We start from the raw sequence: 18,130 nt of genomic DNA, 5'->3' as shown, positions 1-18,130 counted from the left end.
TCCTAGCCTAAAGGGGCTGAATCAGCCTTGTTTTTTAACGATAGCTTCGACGACATTCGACGGAGCTTCGGAGTATTTGGAGAATTCCATAGAGTAGCTCGCGCGACCCTGAGACATGGAGCGGACGTCGGTTGCATAACCGAACATCTCACCCAACGGAACTTCGGCGCGGATAACCTTGCCGGAAACCGTATCTTCCATACCCTGGATCAGACCACGACGACGGTTCAGGTCACCCATCACGTCACCCATGTAGTCCTCAGGTGTTACAACTTCAACCTTCATGATCGGCTCAAGAACAACACCGCCACCTTTGGTAGCCAGTTGCTTGGTCGCCATGGAGGCCGCCACCTTGAACGCCATCTCGTTGGAGTCGACGTCGTGGTAAGAACCATCGAAAACGGTAGCCTTCAGGCCGATCAGCGGATAGCCGGCAACAACACCGTTCTTCATCTGCTCTTCGATACCCTTCTGGATAGCAGGGATGTATTCCTTAGGAACAACACCACCAACCACTTCGTTCACGAATTGCAGACCTTCCTGACCTTCATCAGCAGGGGCAAAACGGATCCAGCAATGGCCAAACTGACCACGACCGCCGGACTGACGAACGAACTTGCCTTCGATCTCACAAGCCTTCGTGATCTTCTCACGATAGGAAACCTGTGGTTTACCGATGTTGGCTTCGACGTTGAACTCACGGCGCATCCGGTCAACCAGGATGTCCAGGTGCAATTCGCCCATGCCAGAGATGATCGTTTGACCAGTCTCTTCATCAGTCTTGACGCGGAAAGACGGGTCTTCCTGAGCGAGTTTGCCCAGAGCGATACCCATTTTTTCCTGGTCATCCTTGGTTTTTGGCTCAACGGCAACCGAAATAACCGGCTCCGGGAAGTCCATGCGAACCAGGATGATTGGCTTTTCAGCGGAGCAGAGGGTATCACCAGTGGTGACGTCCTTCATGCCGATCAGGGCCGCGATGTCGCCAGCGCGTACTTCCTTGATCTCTTCACGGGTGTTTGCGTGCATTTGCACCATACGACCCACGCGCTCTTTCTTGCCTTTTACCGAGTTGATAACGCCGTCGCCGGAGCTCAACACGCCCGAGTAAACGCGAGCAAAGGTCAAGGTACCCACGAATGGGTCGGTAGCGATCTTGAACGCCAGAGCCGAGAACGGCTCGTTGTCGTCTGCATGACGCTCCATTTCAACAGTCTCGTCATCCGGGTCGGAACCCTTGATGGCAGGAATGTCGACTGGTGCTGGCAGGTAGTCGATAACGGCGTCGAGAACCAGGGGAACACCCTTGTTCTTGAAGGAAGAACCACAAACAGCAAGAACGATTTCACCAGCGATTGTACGCTGACGCAGTGCGCCCTTGATTTCCTCGATGGAAAGCTCTTCGCCCTCGAGGTACTTGTTCATCAGCTCTTCGCTGGCTTCAGCAGCAGCTTCAACCATGTTGCTGCGCCACTCTTCAGCCAATTCCTGCAGTTCAGCAGGGATCGCTTCGCGACGAGCAGCCATACCCTTGTCAGCATCATCCCAGTAAACAGCTTCCATGGTCATCAGATCGATCTGACCCTGGAAATTGTCTTCTGCACCGATAGCCAACTGGATTGGCACTGGAGTGTGACCCAGACGCTGCTTGATCTGACCGATCACGCGCAGGAAGTTCGCACCAGCACGGTCCATCTTGTTTACATAAACAAGACGCGGAACGCCGTATTTGTTGGCTTGACGCCATACGGTTTCCGACTGAGGCTCAACGCCCGAAGTACCGCAGAAAACCACGACAGCACCGTCGAGAACACGCAGCGAACGCTCTACTTCAATAGTGAAGTCAACGTGGCCGGGGGTATCGATGATGTTGAAGCGATACTTGTCGAATTGCTTGGCAGAACCAGCCCAGAAGGCTGTGGTTGCAGCGGAAGTAATGGTAATACCCCGCTCCTGCTCTTGAACCATCCAGTCCATGGTCGCGGCGCCATCATGCACCTCGCCCATTTTGTGGTTTACGCCAGTGTAAAAAAGGACGCGCTCGGTGGTCGTGGTTTTACCAGCATCCACGTGAGCAACGATACCGATGTTACGGTAGCGGTTAATCGGAGTAGTACGAGCCATAAAGCCCTCGCAAAATTAGTGACGCCGGAATTAGAAGCGGTAGTGCGAGAAAGCTTTGTTAGCTTCAGCCATACGGTGCACGTCTTCACGCTTCTTAACTGCAGCACCTTTACCCTCGGCGGCGTCCAACAGTTCGCCAGCCAAACGCAGAGCCATAGACTTTTCGCCACGCTTGCGCGCGAAGTCTACCAGCCAGCGCATTGCCAATGCATTACGACGGGACGGACGAACTTCAACCGGAACCTGGTAAGTAGCACCGCCTACACGGCGCGACTTCACTTCGACCAGCGGAGCGATGGCGTCGAGAGCTTTCTCGAAGATTTCCAGGGGGTCGCTGTTCTTGCGTTCTTTAACCTTGTCCAGCGCGCCATAAACGATACGCTCGGCAACGGCTTTCTTGCCGCTTTCCATCACGTGGTTCATGAACTTGGCCAGGATTTGGCTTCCGTATTTTGGATCGTCAAGCACTTCGCGCTTGGCTGCTACGCGTCTTCTTGGCATGGATAAGCCCTCAAACGGTCTTCAGGTTAGCTCGGAACCACCATCCCCAGAGGAATGCGTCCGACCTTACTCTTATCGACTCAGAAAAATAGAAATCTGCAAATTCAAACAGAAGCCAAATACTACTTAGGCTTCTTGGTACCGTATTTCGAGCGACCCTGGTTACGACCTTTAACGCCGGAAGTATCCAAAGAACCACGAACGGTGTGATAACGAACACCTGGCAAGTCTTTTACACGACCGCCACGGATCAGTACCACGCTGTGCTCTTGCAGGTTGTGACCTTCACCACCGATGTACGAGGAAACCTCGAAACCGTTGGTCAGGCGCACACGGCAGACTTTACGCAATGCCGAGTTAGGTTTTTTCGGCGTGGTGGTATACACACGAGTGCACACACCGCGACGTTGCGGGCAGTTCTGCAGCGCAGGCACGTCGGATTTCTCGACGATACGCTTACGCGGCTGACGTACCAGCTGGTTGATAGTTGCCATCTACTAGCTCCACTGTTGTCTTGCGACGCTATTGTCTTACAAGAAAAGCAAATGACAGGGCGTAAGCCCCGCCAAATTTAGGGGTACAAGAGTCTAAAGAGGATCCTGCCCCCAGTCAAGACAAAGCCCCGACCTCTTCCTCCAGCGACCACAGCTGAATACTGTGGTTACCGGAGAAAAATGCCGAGGCTTTACTCTTAATTACCGCTGGAATTCAACGCTTCAGTCAGAGCGGCTTCTACTTCGCTAGCACTGACACGCAACGGTTTGTCGATATCACGGCGACGCTTACGCTCGCTGTGGTACGCCAGACCGGTACCAGCCGGGATCAGACGACCCACGACTACGTTTTCCTTCAGGCCGCGCAGGTAGTCACGCTTGCCGGTCACTGCCGCTTCGGTCAGTACGCGGGTTGTCTCCTGGAAGGAGGCCGCGGAGATGAACGACTCGGTGGACAGGGAAGCTTTGGTGATACCCAGCAATACACGAGTGAACTTGGAGACAAACTTGTCTTCCGTGCTCAGACGCTCGTTCTCTACCAGAACGTGAGTCAGCTCCATCTGGTCGCCCTTGATGAAACTGGAATCGCCAGACTCGGCGATCTCAACTTTACGCAGCATCTGACGCAGAATGGTCTCGATGTGCTTGTCGTTGATCTTCACGCCTTGCAGACGATAAACGTCCTGGATCTCATTGACGATGTACTTGGCGAGAGCGCTGACACCCAACAGACGCAGGATGTCGTGCGGATCGCTAGGACCGTCGGAAATAACTTCACCACGGTTGACCTGCTCACCCTCGAAGACGTTCAGGTGACGCCATTTCGGGATCAGCTCTTCGTACGGATCGCTACCGTCGTTCGGGGTGATGACCAGGCGACGCTTGCCCTTGGTCTCTTTACCGAACGCGATGGTACCGCTGACTTCAGCAAGGATCGACGCCTCTTTCGGACGACGAGCTTCGAACAAGTCGGCAACACGCGGCAGACCACCGGTGATGTCACGGGTCTTGGAAGTTTCTTGCGGGATACGAGCGATAACATCACCGATCGCGATCTGCGCACCGTCCGCCACGCCGACCAGGGCGTTGGCTGGCAGGAAGTACTGAGCCGGTACGTCCGTACCTGGCAGCAGCAGATCCTTGCCATCCAGACCAACCATCTTCACGGCAGGACGAATGTCTTTACCGGCAGCTGGACGGTCCTTGGCATCAAGAACTTCAATGTTGGTCATACCGGTCAATTCGTCTGTCTGACGCTTGATCGTGATGCCTTCTTCCATGCCCACGTAGGTCACGGTACCTTTCATTTCGGTAACGATTGGGTGGGTGTGCGGATCCCACTTGGCCACGATCGAACCAGCGTCGACCTTGTCGCCTTCCTTCACCGAAATCACAGCACCGTAAGGCAGCTTGTAACGCTCACGCTCACGACCGAAGTCATCAGCGATGGCCAGCTCACCGGAACGCGACACGGCAACCAGGTGACCATCCACTCGCTCAACGTGTTTCAGGTTGTGCAGGCGAACAGTACCGCCGTTCTTGACCTGAACGCTGTCAGCAGCGGAGGTCCGGCTTGCAGCACCACCGATGTGGAACGTACGCATTGTCAGCTGGGTACCAGGCTCACCGATCGACTGAGCAGCGATTACGCCGACAGCTTCACCGATGTTGACCTGATGACCACGAGCCAGGTCACGACCGTAGCACTTGGCACAGATGCCGTAGCGGGTTTCACAGCTGATTGGCGAACGAACGATAACTTCGTCGATGCTGTTCAGCTCGATGAACTCTACCCACTTCTCATCTACCAGCGTACCGGCAGGCACGATGACGTCTTCGGTACCCGGCTTGAATACGTCACGGGCGATAACTCGACCCAGAACGCGCTCACCCAGAGGCTCGACAACGTCACCGCCTTCAATGTGCGGAGTCATCAGCAGGCCGTGCTCGGTACCGCAATCAACTTCGGTAACGACCAGATCCTGGGCAACGTCCACCAGACGACGAGTCAGGTAACCGGAGTTCGCGGTTTTCAACGCGGTATCCGCAAGACCTTTACGAGCACCGTGAGTCGAGATGAAGTACTGAAGTACGCTCAAGCCTTCACGGAAGTTCGCAGTGATCGGCGTCTCGATGATGGAGCCGTCAGGCTTGGCCATCAGACCACGCATACCGGCCAGCTGACGAATCTGAGCAGCGGAACCCCGGGCACCGGAGTCAGCCATCATGTACATCGAGTTGAACGATTCCTGGTCAACAGTCTCACCGTGACGGTCGACAACCTTCTCTTTCGAGAGGTTCGACATCATCGCCTTGGAGACTTCATCGTTGGCCTTGGACCAGAGGTCGATCACCTTGTTGTACTTCTCGCCCTGAGTTACCAGGCCCGAGGCGTACTGACTTTCGATCTCTTTAACTTCTTCGGTAGCAGCATCGATGATGCGAGCTTTTTCATCCGGGATAACGAAGTCGTTAACACCGATCGAAACACCCGAAATGGTCGAATAGGCAAAACCGGTATACATCAGCTGGTCAGCGAAAATAACGGTCTCTTTCAGACCAACCACGCGGTAGCACTGGTTGATCAGCTTGGAGATCGCCTTTTTCTTCATCGGCTGGTTGACGACGTCATAGGACAGGCCGGCCGGAACCACCTGGAACAGCAGCGCACGGCCGACAGTAGTGTCGACGATACGGGTGTTCTTGACGCTGCCGCCATCACGATCATTGACCGTTTCATGGATACGGACTTTAACCTTGGCGTGCAGAGCAGCTTCGCCGGCGCGGAATACGCGGTCGACTTCCTGCAGATCCGCAAACACACGACCTTCGCCCTTGGCGTTGATCGCTTCACGAGTCATGTAGTACAGACCCAATACAACGTCCTGCGAAGGAACGATGATTGGCTCACCGTTCGCTGGCGAAAGGATGTTGTTGGTCGACATCATCAGCGCACGCGCTTCAAGCTGGGCTTCCAGCGTCAGCGGTACGTGAACAGCCATCTGGTCGCCGTCGAAGTCGGCGTTGTACGCAGCACAGACCAGCGGGTGCAGCTGGATAGCCTTACCTTCGATCAGAACCGGTTCAAACGCCTGGATACCCAGACGGTGAAGAGTTGGCGCACGGTTGAGCAGGACCGGGTGTTCGCGGATCACTTCAGCGAGAACGTCCCAAACCTCTGGCAGCTCGCGCTCGACCATTTTCTTGGCAGCTTTGATGGTCGTAGCCAGGCCACGCATTTCCAGCTTGCCGAAAATGAACGGCTTGAACAGCTCGAGAGCCATTTTCTTCGGCAGACCGCACTGGTGCAGACGCAGGGTCGGACCAACGGTAATTACCGAACGACCAGAGTAGTCAACACGCTTACCGAGCAAGTTCTGACGGAAACGACCCTGCTTACCCTTGATCATGTCAGCCAGGGATTTCAGAGGACGCTTGTTGGAACCGGTGATTGCACGACCGCGACGGCCGTTGTCGAGCAGCGCATCGACAGCTTCCTGCAACATACGCTTTTCGTTGCGCACGATGATGTCCGGAGCAGACAGATCCAGCAGGCGCTTCAAACGGTTGTTACGGTTGATCACTCGACGATACAGATCGTTGAGGTCGGAAGTCGCGAAACGACCGCCATCCAGCGGAACCAATGGACGCAGATCTGGCGGCAGAACCGGCAGAACGGTCAGAACCATCCACTCAGGCAGGTTGCCCGAGCCCTGGAAGGCTTCCATCAGCTTCAGACGCTTGGAAAGCTTCTTGATTTTGGTTTCGGAGTTGGTTTGCGGAATTTCTTCACGCAGACGGCCAATCTCGTGCTCCAGATCGATAGCGTGCAGCAGTTCACGGACAGCTTCAGCACCCATGCGGGCATCGAAATCATCACCGAACTCTTCCAGCGCTTCGAAGTACTGCTCGTCGTTCAGCAACTGACCTTTTTCAAGGGTAGTCATGCCCGGATCGATAACGACATAGCTCTCGAAATAGAGAACGCGCTCGATATCACGCAGGGTCATGTCCATCAGCAGGCCGATACGGGACGGCAGGGACTTCAGGAACCAGATGTGGGCAACCGGCGAAGCCAGCTCGATGTGAGCCATACGCTCACGACGAACTTTTGCCAGTGCAACTTCAACGCCGCACTTCTCGCAGATGACGCCACGGTGCTTCAGGCGCTTGTACTTTCCGCACAAGCACTCGTAATCCTTGACCGGGCCAAAGATCTTGGCGCAGAACAGACCGTCACGCTCAGGCTTGAACGTACGGTAGTTGATGGTTTCCGGCTTTTTAACTTCACCGAACGACCACGAGCGGATCATCTCAGGCGACGCCAACCCGATACGGATCGCGTCAAACTCTTCGACTTGACCCTGGTTTTTCAGCAAATTCAGTAGGTCTTTCAAGGCTTTCCCTCCTGGCGGAGCAGGGAGCGGGCCATACGGCACCACTCCCGATTCGCGTCACGTGTTATTCGGTTTCCAGATCGATATCGATACCGAGCGAACGGATTTCTTTGATCAACACGTTGAAGGACTCGGGCATGCCCGGCTCCATACGGTGATCGCCGTCCACGATGTTTTTGTACATCTTGGTACGACCGTTCACATCGTCCGACTTCACTGTGAGCATTTCTTGCAGAGTGTACGCTGCGCCGTATGCTTCCAGCGCCCACACTTCCATCTCCCCGAAACGCTGACCACCGAACTGCGCCTTACCACCCAGCGGCTGCTGGGTAACCAGGCTGTAAGAACCAGTGGAACGCGCGTGCATCTTGTCGTCCACCAAGTGGTTCAGCTTCAGCATGTACATGTAGCCAACTGTTACAGCGCGCTCAAACTTGTTGCCGGTACGACCGTCAAACAGTTGCATCTGGCCGCTTTCCGGCATGTCTGCCAGTTTGAGCATTGCCTTGATTTCACGCTCTTTGGCACCGTCGAAAACCGGAGTAGCCATAGGTACGCCATTGCGAAGGTTCTTCGCGAGATCCTGGATTTCCTTGTCGGAGAGGTCATCCAGACTTTCCTGGCGACCGCCGATTTCGTTGTAGATCTCGTTGAGGAACTTGCGCAACTCAGCAACTTTACGCTGTTCTTCGAGCATGCGATTGATCTTCTCGCCCAGACCTTTGGCCGCAAGGCCCAGGTGGGTTTCGAGAATCTGACCAACGTTCATACGCGAAGGTACGCCCAGCGGGTTGAGGACGATATCCACAGGTGTGCCGTTGGCATCGTGCGGCATATCTTCAACCGGCATGATCACGGAGACCACACCCTTGTTACCGTGGCGACCGGCCATCTTGTCGCCCGGCTGGATGCGACGACGGATTGCCAAGTAGACCTTGACGATTTTCAGAACGCCTGGAGCAAGGTCATCACCCTGCTGCAGCTTGCGTTTCTTGTCTTCAAACTTGTCATCGAGCAGGCGACGACGATCAACGATGTAAGCCTGGGCTTTCTCAAGCTGCTCGTTCAGAGCATCTTCAGCCATGCGCAGCTTGAACCACTGACCATGCTCAAGACCGTCGAGAACTTCATCGGTGATTTCCTGACCTTTCTTCAGGCCAGCACCGCCTTCAACTACGCGACCAACCAGAGCAGCACGCAGACGCTCGAAAGTAGCGCCTTCGACGATACGGAACTCTTCGTTCAGATCCTTGCGGATCTCGTCGAGTTGCGACTTCTCGATGGACAGTGCGCGAGCGTCACGCTCAACACCATCACGGGTGAAGACCTGTACGTCGATGACAGTACCCTTGGTACCGGTAGGTACGCGCAGGGAAGTGTCTTTAACGTCGCTGGCTTTCTCACCGAAGATGGCGCGCAGCAGTTTTTCTTCTGGAGTCAGCTGGGTTTCACCTTTAGGGGTGACCTTGCCTACCAGAATATCGCCAGCGCCTACTTCAGCACCGACATAAACGATACCGGCTTCGTCCAGCTTGTTCAGAGCAGCTTCACCCACGTTCGGGATGTCAGCCGTGATTTCCTCTGGGCCAAGCTTGGTGTCACGAGCAACGCAAGTCAGTTCCTGGATATGGATCGTGGTGAAACGATCTTCCTGAACTACACGCTCGGACAGACAGATGGAGTCCTCGAAGTTGAAACCGTTCCAGGCCATGAACGCGATGCGCATGTTCTGACCCAGAGCCAGTTCACCCATATCGGTGGACGGACCGTCAGCCATGATGTCGCTGCGCTGAACGCGATCACCCTTGCTCACCAGCGGACGCTGGTTGATGCAGGTGTTCTGGTTGGAGCGGGTGTACTTGGTCAGGTTGTAGATATCTACACCCGCCTCGCCCGTTTCAACTTCGTCATCGGCAACACGCACAACGATGCGGCTTGCATCAACCGAGTCGATCACACCGCCACGACGAGCCACGACACAAACGCCGGAGTCACGGGCAACGTTGCGCTCCATGCCGGTACCGACCAGCGGCTTGTCGGCACGCAGGGTTGGTACAGCCTGACGCTGCATGTTCGAACCCATCAACGCACGGTTGGCGTCGTCGTGCTCGAGGAACGGAATCAGGGAAGCTGCGACCGAAACTACCTGCTTGGGCGAAACGTCCATCAGGGTTACGTCGGCAGGCGCCTTGACGGTGAATTCATTCAGGTGACGAACGGCTACCAGCTCGTCGATCAGTTCCTGCTTGTCGTTCATTGCGGCCGAAGCCTGTGCAATGACGTGGTCCGCTTCTTCGATTGCCGAAAGGAAAACGATTTCGTCGGTTACCAGACCTTCCTTCACAACACGGTACGGGCTCTCAAGGAAACCATACTGGTTGGTACGGGCATAGGCTGCCAGGGAGTTGATCAGGCCGATGTTCGGACCTTCCGGTGTTTCAATCGGACATACGCGACCATAGTGAGTCGGGTGTACGTCACGAACTTCAAAGCCGGCGCGCTCACGAGTCAGACCACCAGGGCCGAGTGCAGAAACACGACGCTTGTGGGTAATCTCGGAAAGCGGGTTGTTCTGGTCCATGAACTGGGAAAGCTGGCTGGAACCGAAGAACTCCTTGACTGCCGCTGCGACAGGCTTGGCGTTGATCAGGTCCTGAGGCATCAGGCCTTCGCTTTCTGCCATGGACAGACGTTCTTTGACAGCACGCTCTACGCGGACCAGACCGACACGGAACTGGTTCTCGGCCATTTCGCCAACGCAACGAACACGACGGTTACCGAGGTGGTCGATGTCATCGACAATGCCTTTACCGTTACGGATGTCGACGAGAGTCTTCAGAACGGCAACGATGTCTTCTTTGCACAGTACGCCCGAACCTTCGATCTCGGTGCGACCGATACGACGGTTAAACTTCATGCGACCTACAGCAGACAGATCGTAGCGTTCTGGGCTGAAGAACAGGTTGTTGAACAGTGTTTCAGCGGCATCTTTGGTTGGTGGCTCACCAGGACGCATCATGCGATAGATTTCGACCAGGGCTTCCAGTTGGTTGCCGGTGGAGTCGATCTTCAATGTGTCGGAGATGAACGGACCGCAATCGATGTCGTTCGTGTACAGAGTCTCGATCCGGACAACCTGGGCCTTGGCGATTTTTGCCAGGATTTCGGTGTTCAGTTCGGTGTTGCATTCAGCGATGATTTCACCAGTCGCAGGATGCACGATGACCTTGGCGGTAGTGCGGCCCAGGACGTAGTCCAGTGGCACTTCCAGCTCTTTGATCCCGGCTTTTTCCAGCTGATTGATGTGACGAGCGGTAATACGGCGACCTTGCTCGACAATAACCTTGCCGTTGCCATCCTGGATATCGAGGACAGCAATTTCACCACGCAGGCGCTGAGGCACCAGCTCCAGGCTCAGGCTTTCACCGCGAACATGGAAAACGTTGGTGGTATAGAACGCATCAAGCACTTGCTCGGTTGTATAACCAAGGGCGCGCAGCAATACGGAAGCAGGCAGCTTGCGACGACGGTCGATACGGACGAATACGCAGTCTTTCGGATCGAACTCGAAGTCCAGCCACGAACCACGGTAAGGAATGATGCGAGCGGAGTACAGCAGCTTGCCGGAGCTATGCGTCTTGCCACGATCGTGGTCGAAGAATACGCCTGGCGAACGGTGAAGCTGGGACACGATTACACGCTCGGTACCGTTGATTACGAAGGTACCGTTCTCAGTCATCAGGGGGATTTCACCCATGTAGACTTCTTGCTCTTTGATGTCCTTGATCGCTTTGTTCGACGACTCTTTGTCGAAAATGATCAGACGGACCTTGACTCGCAGAGGTACAGCGTAAGTCACACCGCGCAGCACGCACTCTTTGACATCAAATGCCGGTTCGCCCAAGCGATAACCTACATACTCCAGCGCAGCATTGCCGGAGTAGCTGATGATCGGGAAAACGGATTTGAAGGCTGCATGCAGACCGACGTCGCGGAACTGATCTTTGGTCGCTCCCGCCTGCAGGAATTCGCGATACGAATCCAGCTGGATGGCCAGTAGATACGGCACATCCATTACGTCCGGCAACTTGCTAAAGTCCTTGCGGATACGTTTTTTCTCAGTATATGAGTAAGCCATCAGCGTTCCCCAGCTTGGTCACCTGCTTGTTTGGCTCCCTCCCGACGGAAGCAGCCAGAAAATCGTGCAAACCCCTTGGTTTGCGCCACCATCTTGGTGGTACTTGCACGTTATGGACGCTGGCAAAGCCAATCGTCTGTAACGGAAAAAGGCCGGTGGCAAAAGCCACCAGCCATCAGCCTTTCGCTTAACGCGTGGGCTGGACGTTCAAAATCGATGCTTATTTCAGCTCGACTTTGGCGCCTGCTTCTTCCAGAGCAGCTTTGGCTTTGTCAGCAGCGTCTTTTGCTACTGCTTCCAGAACCAGGGCTGGAGCGCCGTCAACGACTGCCTTGGCTTCTTTCAGGCCCAGACCGGTCAGTTCACGAACAGCTTTAATTACGTTAACTTTCTTCTCGCCAGCTTCAACCAGCATGACGTTGAATTCGGTTTGCTCTTCAACAACAGCAGCAGCAACAGCTGGACCAGCCGAAGCAGCGGCAGCAGTTACGCCGAATTTTTCTTCAAAAGCTTTGATCAGCTCAACAACCTGCAGAACGGACATCTCGGCTACTGCGTTGAGGATATCGTCTTGAGAGATAGACATGAATCTAATTCCTGAATTGGGGGACGGCCTACGCGACCATCGAAATAAACAAAAATACGCGAGAGAAAATGCTCAGCCTTAGGCTGCGGCAGCTTCTTTCTGGTCGCGAACAGCCGCCAGAGTACGAGCCAATTTGCTGGTAGCGCCCTGAATCACGCTCATCAGCTGGGAAATTGCTTCGTCACGGGTCGGCAAGGTTGCCAGTACGTCGATCTGATTAGCTGCGAGGAACTTGCCCTCGAACGCAGCTGCCTTGATCTCGAACTTGTCCTGACCTTTCGCAAACTCTTTGAACAAACGCGCAGCAGCGCCTGGATGCTCGTTGGAGAATGCGATCAAGGTCGGGCCTGTGAACGCGTCATTGAGGACACTGTAATCAGTACCTTCAACAGCGCGCTTGAGCAGGGTGTTACGTACGACACGTACGTATACGCCAGCTTCACGAGCCTCTTTACGGAGTCCGGTCATTGCGCCTACTGTCACGCCACGGGCATCAGCCACGACAGCAGACAGAGCGACTTTGGCAGCCTCGTTGACTTCAGCGACGATGGCCTTCTTGTCTTCGAGTTTAATTGCCACGGGTTTAACTCCTGCTTGTTACCGTTTCATCTGGCCGGAGCCGGATGTCGTTTTGGTGTCTGATTCGGTAAGGAACCGGGAGCACCATCTGCGTAGGCTTGTGGTTTAAGACTTGCGTCGCCTACGGTCTTGGATAGCCCCCGCCAGGCAGGGACCCCAATTTTTAGTAACACAAAAATGTGTTACGTCTGTCTTACGCGTCCAGAGAACCCTGGTCGATGACTAGACCTGGGCCCATGGTGGTGCTCAGGGTAACGCGCTTGACATAAATGCCTTTCGAGGAAGCTGGCTTGATGCGCTTGAGATCAGCGATCAGGGCTTCAACGTTTTCCTTCAGCTTGACTGCGTCGAAACCGACCTTGCCAACGGAAGTGTGGATGATGCCGTTTTTGTCAGTGCGATAACGAACCTGACCAGCCTTGGCGTTCTTGACAGCGTTAGCGACGTCAGGAGTAACGGTACCGACTTTCGGGTTAGGCATCAGGCCACGTGGACCCAGAACCTGACCCAATTGACCAACAACGCGCATTGCATCAGGAGAAGCAATAACTACGTCGTAGTTCAGGTCGCCAGCTTTCATTTCGGCAGCCAGATCGTCCATACCAACGCGGTCAGCACCAGCAGCCAGAGCAGCTTCAGCAGCCGGGCCTTGGGTGAAGACAGCAACACGTACGGTTTTACCGGTACCGTGCGGCAGAACGGTTGCGCTACGAACAACCTGGTCAGACTTACGAGGGTCAACGCCCAGGTTAACAGCAACGTCTACAGACTCGCTGAACTTGACGGTAGACAGCTCGGTCAGCAGAGCAGCAGCGTCTACGAAGTTGTAGACCTTGCCAGCTTCCAGCTTGCTAGCGATTGCCTTTTGACGTTTGGTCAACTTAGCCATTACACACCCTCCACGTTAAGGCCCATGCTACGAGCGGAACCGGCGATGGTACGCACGGCCGCTTCCAGGTCTGCAGCTGTCAGATCAGCGCTTTTTGCTTTAGCGATGTCTTCCAGTTGAGCGCGAGTCACGGTGCCAACTTTAACGGTGTTCGGGCGAGCCGAGCCGCTGGTCAAGCCTGCAGCTTTCTTCAGCAGAACAGAGGCAGGGGTACTTTTTGTTTCAAAAGTGAAGCTACGGTCGCTGTATACAGTGATGATCACTGGAGTCGGCAAGCCTGGCTCAAGACCCTGAGTACGGGCGTTGAATGCTTTACAGAATTCCATGATGTTCACACCGTGCTGACCCAGAGCAGGACCAACTGGCGGGCTAGGGTTAGCCTGAGCGGCTTTCACTTGCAGCTTGATGTATGCGGTTATCTTCTTGGCCATGAGGCACTCCAATTACGGGTTCAAACGCCAATAAAGGCTCCCCGGCTACTTACACGTATATCCCAGCGACGAAAAAACCCCACAGCCTTAGGCTGCGGGGTATGGGATTCCAGCTCAGTTATGCCTTTTCGACCTGACTGAACTCTAGTTCTACCGGAGTAGAACGTCCGAAAATGAGCACCGCCACTTGTATACGGCTCTTTTCGTAGTTAACTTCTTCGACCGTGCCATTAAAATCAGCAAACGGGCCGTCGGTGACGCGAACAACTTCACCTGGCTCGAACAGTGTTTTTGGCTTCGGCTTATCGCTGCCATCAGCAACGCGACGCAGAATTGCTTCTGCCTCTTTGTCGGTGATTGGAGCTGGCTTATCAGCAGTACCGCCGATGAAACCCATGACGCGAGGAGTGTCCTTGACCAAGTGCCAAGTACCCTCATTCATTTCCATCTGGACAAGCACATAACCAGGGAAGAATTTACGCTCGCTTTTGCGTTTCTGGCCATTACGCATCTCAACCACTTCTTCAGTGGGAACCAGAATTTCGCCGAAGCCATCTTCCATGCCTGCCAGCTTCACACGCTCGATCAACGAGCGCATTACATGCTTCTCGTAACCCGAGTAAGCATGCACTACGTACCAACGCTTAGCCACGGGACACCCTTAGCCAACTATCAAGGAAACAAGCCAGCCGAGCAGGGAGTCAAGCCCCCACAACAGCAACGCCATGACCAACACAACAGCCACCACAATCAAAGTGGTCTGCGTGGTCTCTTGGCGAGTAGGCCATACGACTTTACGGATCTCTGCGCGCGCTTCCTTTGCAAGAACAAAGAAGGCCTTGCCTTTGCCGGTTTGAAGAGCAACAAACGCAGCAACAGCAGCAATTGCCAGAAGCACAAGAACACGATACAGAATCGGGGCGGACGAGTAATACTGATTACCGACAACACCAACGACAACCAAAGCGACTACCAAGAGCCATTTCAGCGAGTCAAAGCGAGAGTCTGATGCTTCAGCCTTGGGATTCATCTACGGAGATCCTGTGAAAAGAAAGCCAGATTACATCTAGGGAATCTGGCAGGTCAGGAGGGAATCGAACCCCCAACCTACGGTTTTGGAGACCGTCGCTCTGCCAATTGAGCTACTGACCTAAAAGCAAAATCAGGCCGACCATTATGCGGACCCGACAAGAGTTTTTCAACACTTCATTCAGCCTCACCAGCAGATACTGCCGATAACACCGAAAGCTTCAAGCGCAACACATCAAGAGTGAAGCCACTTAAAACAAAGGCAGATATTTTCATATCTGCCTTTAGCAATGGAGCTCTTGAGCGGATTTGAACCGCTGACCTCACCCTTACCAAGGGTGTGCTCTACCAACTGAGCTACAAGAGCAAAACACTTTGCAAGAACCGCAAACATGGAGCGGGTAGCGGGAATCGAACCCGCATCATCAGCTTGGAAGGCTGAGGTTCTACCACTAAACTATACCCGCACAACTTGCAGCTCGCGCTAAATATGGTGGAGGGGGAAGGATTCGAACCTTCGAAGTCGTAGACGTCAGATTTACAGTCTGATCCCTTTGGCCGCTCGGGAACCCCTCCTAAGCGAGGCAGCATTCTCAATGCTTACTGCCCTTCTGTCAACCTTTTTCTCATTAAAAACCTGAGGTTACATGCGTTGACTACTGCTGCTTCACTTTCGAGGTTTGCACCTCACTGCGAAGCGGGCGCCATTCTATGCAAACTAATCTGCAGTTGCAATGCCTTCACAAGACATTATTTTGTTTTTTAATTGCGGGAAATCCTGGAGCAACTGATTGACGACAGCATCACCGACCAGACGTCGGCTCTCCGGTGAAATCCTGAGCCAATAGCCAGCTACACCAGCCGACGGCAAGACCTGAAACTGCGACTGTATATCCAGGCTATTGAGACGCTGCTCGACAGCACGCGCCTCCTCCTGACGCGGGAAGCCCCCTAGATAAAGACAGCTGGTTTCTGCCTCACGAGAGGCATGCCCCAGATCAGACTCACTGAGCAATCGAATATCCTGCTGGGGAGCACGGTACAACGACAGAGGAAGAACCTCCTTGGCACGCAAGGGAGCCTCCTGCTGATGCCAGATGTAGTAAAAGGCATTCAGCATCAACAGCAAAAGGAATAGCCAACGCATAAAAACCTCAGCGCAACGGACAGGCCAGAGCCAGGCCAACGAAAACCAGGTCTGGCACCACTCGAACATCAGCAAGCACATCCTCAACCAGCCCGGAATCGCCGCCAGTTACGAAGACACAAAAATCCCCCCCCCAATAGCTCCGCGCCAGATCGAGCTGCGTCAGGGCAAAGCCTCGCAACATCAAGGAGCAGCCCCGCTCCACCGCCTCAGAGGTTGCTCGCCCTGGAACAAAGCTGACCAACGCACGCTCCGCCGCCGCATCATCGTATCGAATACGTCGCGTGTGAGTGCGCAACTGGTTGCGCATCAACGGCATACCCGGACATATGAAGCCGCCCAGGTGCTGGCCGCCTGAATCCACGAAGTCGGAGGTAACAGCAGTGCCAAGATCAATGACCAGGCACGCCTTTCGGACAATATGATAAGCCCCGACGAAGGCAAGCCAGCGATCGAGCCCCAAACGCTCGTAATCGTCATAGCCATTCACAACACCTGCCAGCTCCTTCGCGGGAGCAGCACAGACAGGCTGAATCGAAAAGCCCTGAACAAGGGCAGAAACCAGCTTCTCAGTCTCTTCAGCACTACGAACGCTGACAAGGCGACAGGCACTCAATTTCAATCCAGGGAGGTGAAGCAAGTGCTCCAGCAGCGCGCTATCAGAATCCACGACACCACCAGCAAATCGCGCAACACCTCCCACATCAATTACACGCCATTTGATGAAGCTATTCCCACAGTCGAGTTCAAGTATCATCACGCAACCTCAGGCTGAGCTCACCACCACTAAAGCTTTTCTCCACGCCTCCTACATCGAGACGCAACGCACCAAGCACATCGACACCCAAGACAACACCCTCGACCACCTCGACACCAGAGAGCAGCGTAACAGAGCACCCCTGCCATAAATGCCCCTGCTCCCACTCAGCCTGAAACGCTGAAAATCCCTGCTCGCGGTGCAATGCGAGCAAAGCATCAAGCTTCTGGCTTAAACGGACAGCCAGGCCGTTGCGATCGGAAAGCGCACCAGTCTCCAGACGTAAAGATGTCCAGGATTGATCCACATCAGGAGAGGACTGCATGTTCACATTGACCCCGATCCCGATTACCACATGGCATACATCCGCGGGATCTCCGATCAGTTCAAGAAGAATACCGGCGATCTTGTGCTTACCTACAAGAACATCATTTGGCCATTTAAGCCCCGCCCCCTTGACCCCTGACTCACGCAAGACCTGCATGACAGCAAGCCCGACAAGCAAGCTAAGACCTTCAAGCTGGCGCATCCCGCCGTCAATACGTAACGCCAGGCTGTAATACAGGTTTTCACCAAAAGGGCTAACCCATTTACGACCACGCCGCCCTCTTCCAGCTATCTGCCTCTCTGCCAGGACAAGCATAGGCATAGCCGCTCCCTGACCAATCAGGCGGACCGCCTCGGCATTTGTAGAGTCGATTGAGCCGGCAACATGAACAGACCAGCCAGCAGGAAGCCCCATTTGCGATATGGAAGACGAGTCCAGAAGAGAGATAGGGTTGGCGAGCCGGTAACCACGGCCACGCACTTTATGCACCTCAACACCTAACTCAGCCTCAAGCTGTTGAAGCCGCTTCCAGACGGCGCTTCTGCTGACTCCGAGCACATCACCCAAAACCTGCCCCGAGTGAAACTCGCCATCAGCAAGAAGCCTTAACAAGGTCATCATGTAAATATCGCCTAGCAATGAGGCACGCATAATAGCCACGCAAGCCTGGGATGCATAGAAACGAAAAGGCGTTTTTCGATCCATAAAAGACAAAACCCCCACCTGCGTT

General features: G+C 54.4%; 14 protein-coding genes and 4 tRNA genes. All 18 read right to left on the bottom strand.

Features of this window, described 5'->3' with window-relative positions; translation table 11 throughout:
* Nucleotides 1-21: 21 nt before the first annotated feature.
* The 18 genes from fusA to birA all read right to left on the bottom strand — a co-directional run bounded on the left by fusA (nucleotide 22) and on the right by birA (nucleotide 18,021).
* Nucleotides 22-2,124 carry an elongation factor G gene (gene fusA / locus JL015_RS11820; protein WP_201007046.1) on the bottom strand — a complete coding sequence of 701 codons (2,103 nt, stop codon included), beginning with the start codon at nucleotides 2,122-2,124 and terminating at the stop codon, nucleotides 22-24.
* Between the two features lie 30 nt (nucleotides 2,125-2,154).
* Entirely contained in the window at nucleotides 2,155-2,625 is a 471-nt protein-coding gene (gene rpsG, locus JL015_RS11815; protein ID WP_010490886.1) for a 30S ribosomal protein S7, read from the bottom strand.
* 122 nt (nucleotides 2,626-2,747) lie between these two features.
* Nucleotides 2,748-3,119 carry a 30S ribosomal protein S12 gene (gene rpsL, locus JL015_RS11810; RefSeq protein WP_002555494.1) on the bottom strand — a complete coding sequence of 124 codons (372 nt, stop codon included), beginning with the start codon at nucleotides 3,117-3,119 and terminating at the stop codon, nucleotides 2,748-2,750.
* 197 nt (nucleotides 3,120-3,316) lie between these two features.
* The gene (gene rpoC / locus JL015_RS11805) at nucleotides 3,317-7,516 is read right to left on the bottom strand and encodes a DNA-directed RNA polymerase subunit beta' (protein WP_122318495.1); all 4,200 of its coding nucleotides are present in this window, start codon (nucleotides 7,514-7,516) and stop codon (nucleotides 3,317-3,319) included.
* A 64-nt stretch (nucleotides 7,517-7,580) separates the two neighbouring features.
* Entirely contained in the window at nucleotides 7,581-11,654 is a 4,074-nt protein-coding gene (gene rpoB / locus JL015_RS11800; protein WP_201007048.1) for a DNA-directed RNA polymerase subunit beta, read from the bottom strand.
* 220 nt (nucleotides 11,655-11,874) lie between these two features.
* Nucleotides 11,875-12,240 (bottom strand): 50S ribosomal protein L7/L12, encoded by a 366-nt coding sequence (gene rplL, locus JL015_RS11795; protein WP_201007050.1) that lies wholly within the window; start codon nucleotides 12,238-12,240, stop codon nucleotides 11,875-11,877.
* 78 nt (nucleotides 12,241-12,318) lie between these two features.
* A complete protein-coding gene (rplJ, locus tag JL015_RS11790; protein ID WP_122318493.1) occupies nucleotides 12,319-12,819 on the bottom strand; it encodes a 50S ribosomal protein L10 in 501 nt (166 codons plus the stop codon).
* Nucleotides 12,820-13,012: 193 nt separating this feature from the next.
* Nucleotides 13,013-13,708: a 50S ribosomal protein L1 gene (gene rplA / locus JL015_RS11785; RefSeq protein ID WP_122318492.1), complete on the bottom strand. Its 696-nt coding sequence runs from the start codon at nucleotides 13,706-13,708 to the stop codon at nucleotides 13,013-13,015.
* Nucleotides 13,708-14,139, bottom strand: a complete 432-nt coding sequence (rplK, locus tag JL015_RS11780) for a 50S ribosomal protein L11 (RefSeq protein ID WP_025262061.1) — start codon at nucleotides 14,137-14,139, stop codon at nucleotides 13,708-13,710. Before rplK ends, rplA begins: the two co-directional genes overlap by 1 nt.
* A gap of 118 nt (nucleotides 14,140-14,257) precedes the next feature.
* A complete protein-coding gene (gene nusG, locus JL015_RS11775) occupies nucleotides 14,258-14,791 on the bottom strand; it encodes a transcription termination/antitermination protein NusG (RefSeq protein ID WP_025262062.1) in 534 nt (177 codons plus the stop codon).
* A 9-nt stretch (nucleotides 14,792-14,800) separates the two neighbouring features.
* The gene (secE, locus tag JL015_RS11770; RefSeq protein WP_201007052.1) at nucleotides 14,801-15,169 is read right to left on the bottom strand and encodes a preprotein translocase subunit SecE; all 369 of its coding nucleotides are present in this window, start codon (nucleotides 15,167-15,169) and stop codon (nucleotides 14,801-14,803) included.
* 46 nt (nucleotides 15,170-15,215) lie between these two features.
* Nucleotides 15,216-15,291: transfer RNA gene (locus JL015_RS11765), tRNA-Trp, on the bottom strand.
* Nucleotides 15,292-15,459: 168 nt separating this feature from the next.
* Nucleotides 15,460-15,535, bottom strand: a tRNA-Thr gene (locus tag JL015_RS11760).
* A 26-nt stretch (nucleotides 15,536-15,561) separates the two neighbouring features.
* A tRNA-Gly gene (locus JL015_RS11755) sits at nucleotides 15,562-15,635 on the bottom strand.
* Between the two features lie 24 nt (nucleotides 15,636-15,659).
* Nucleotides 15,660-15,744, bottom strand: a tRNA-Tyr gene (locus JL015_RS11750).
* Between the two features lie 142 nt (nucleotides 15,745-15,886).
* Nucleotides 15,887-16,315, bottom strand: coding sequence for a hypothetical protein (locus tag JL015_RS11745; RefSeq protein WP_201018609.1), 429 nt, complete (start codon nucleotides 16,313-16,315; stop codon nucleotides 15,887-15,889).
* Nucleotides 16,316-16,322: 7 nt separating this feature from the next.
* The gene (locus JL015_RS11740; RefSeq protein ID WP_201018608.1) at nucleotides 16,323-17,072 is read right to left on the bottom strand and encodes a pantothenate kinase; all 750 of its coding nucleotides are present in this window, start codon (nucleotides 17,070-17,072) and stop codon (nucleotides 16,323-16,325) included.
* Nucleotides 17,062-18,021: a bifunctional biotin--[acetyl-CoA-carboxylase] ligase/biotin operon repressor BirA gene (gene birA / locus JL015_RS11735; RefSeq protein WP_201018800.1), complete on the bottom strand. Its 960-nt coding sequence runs from the start codon at nucleotides 18,019-18,021 to the stop codon at nucleotides 17,062-17,064. The genes JL015_RS11740 and birA overlap by 11 nt, the downstream gene beginning before the upstream one ends.
* Nucleotides 18,022-18,130 lie beyond the last annotated feature (109 nt).

Origin of the sequence: Pseudomonas cichorii (genome assembly GCF_015471405.1) — a bacterium.
In the GTDB taxonomy this organism is placed as follows: domain Bacteria; phylum Pseudomonadota; class Gammaproteobacteria; order Pseudomonadales; family Pseudomonadaceae; genus Aquipseudomonas; species Aquipseudomonas serbiensis.
Note: the sequence above shows the minus strand (reverse complement) of the source record. Positions and strands in the feature narration are given on the sequence as shown.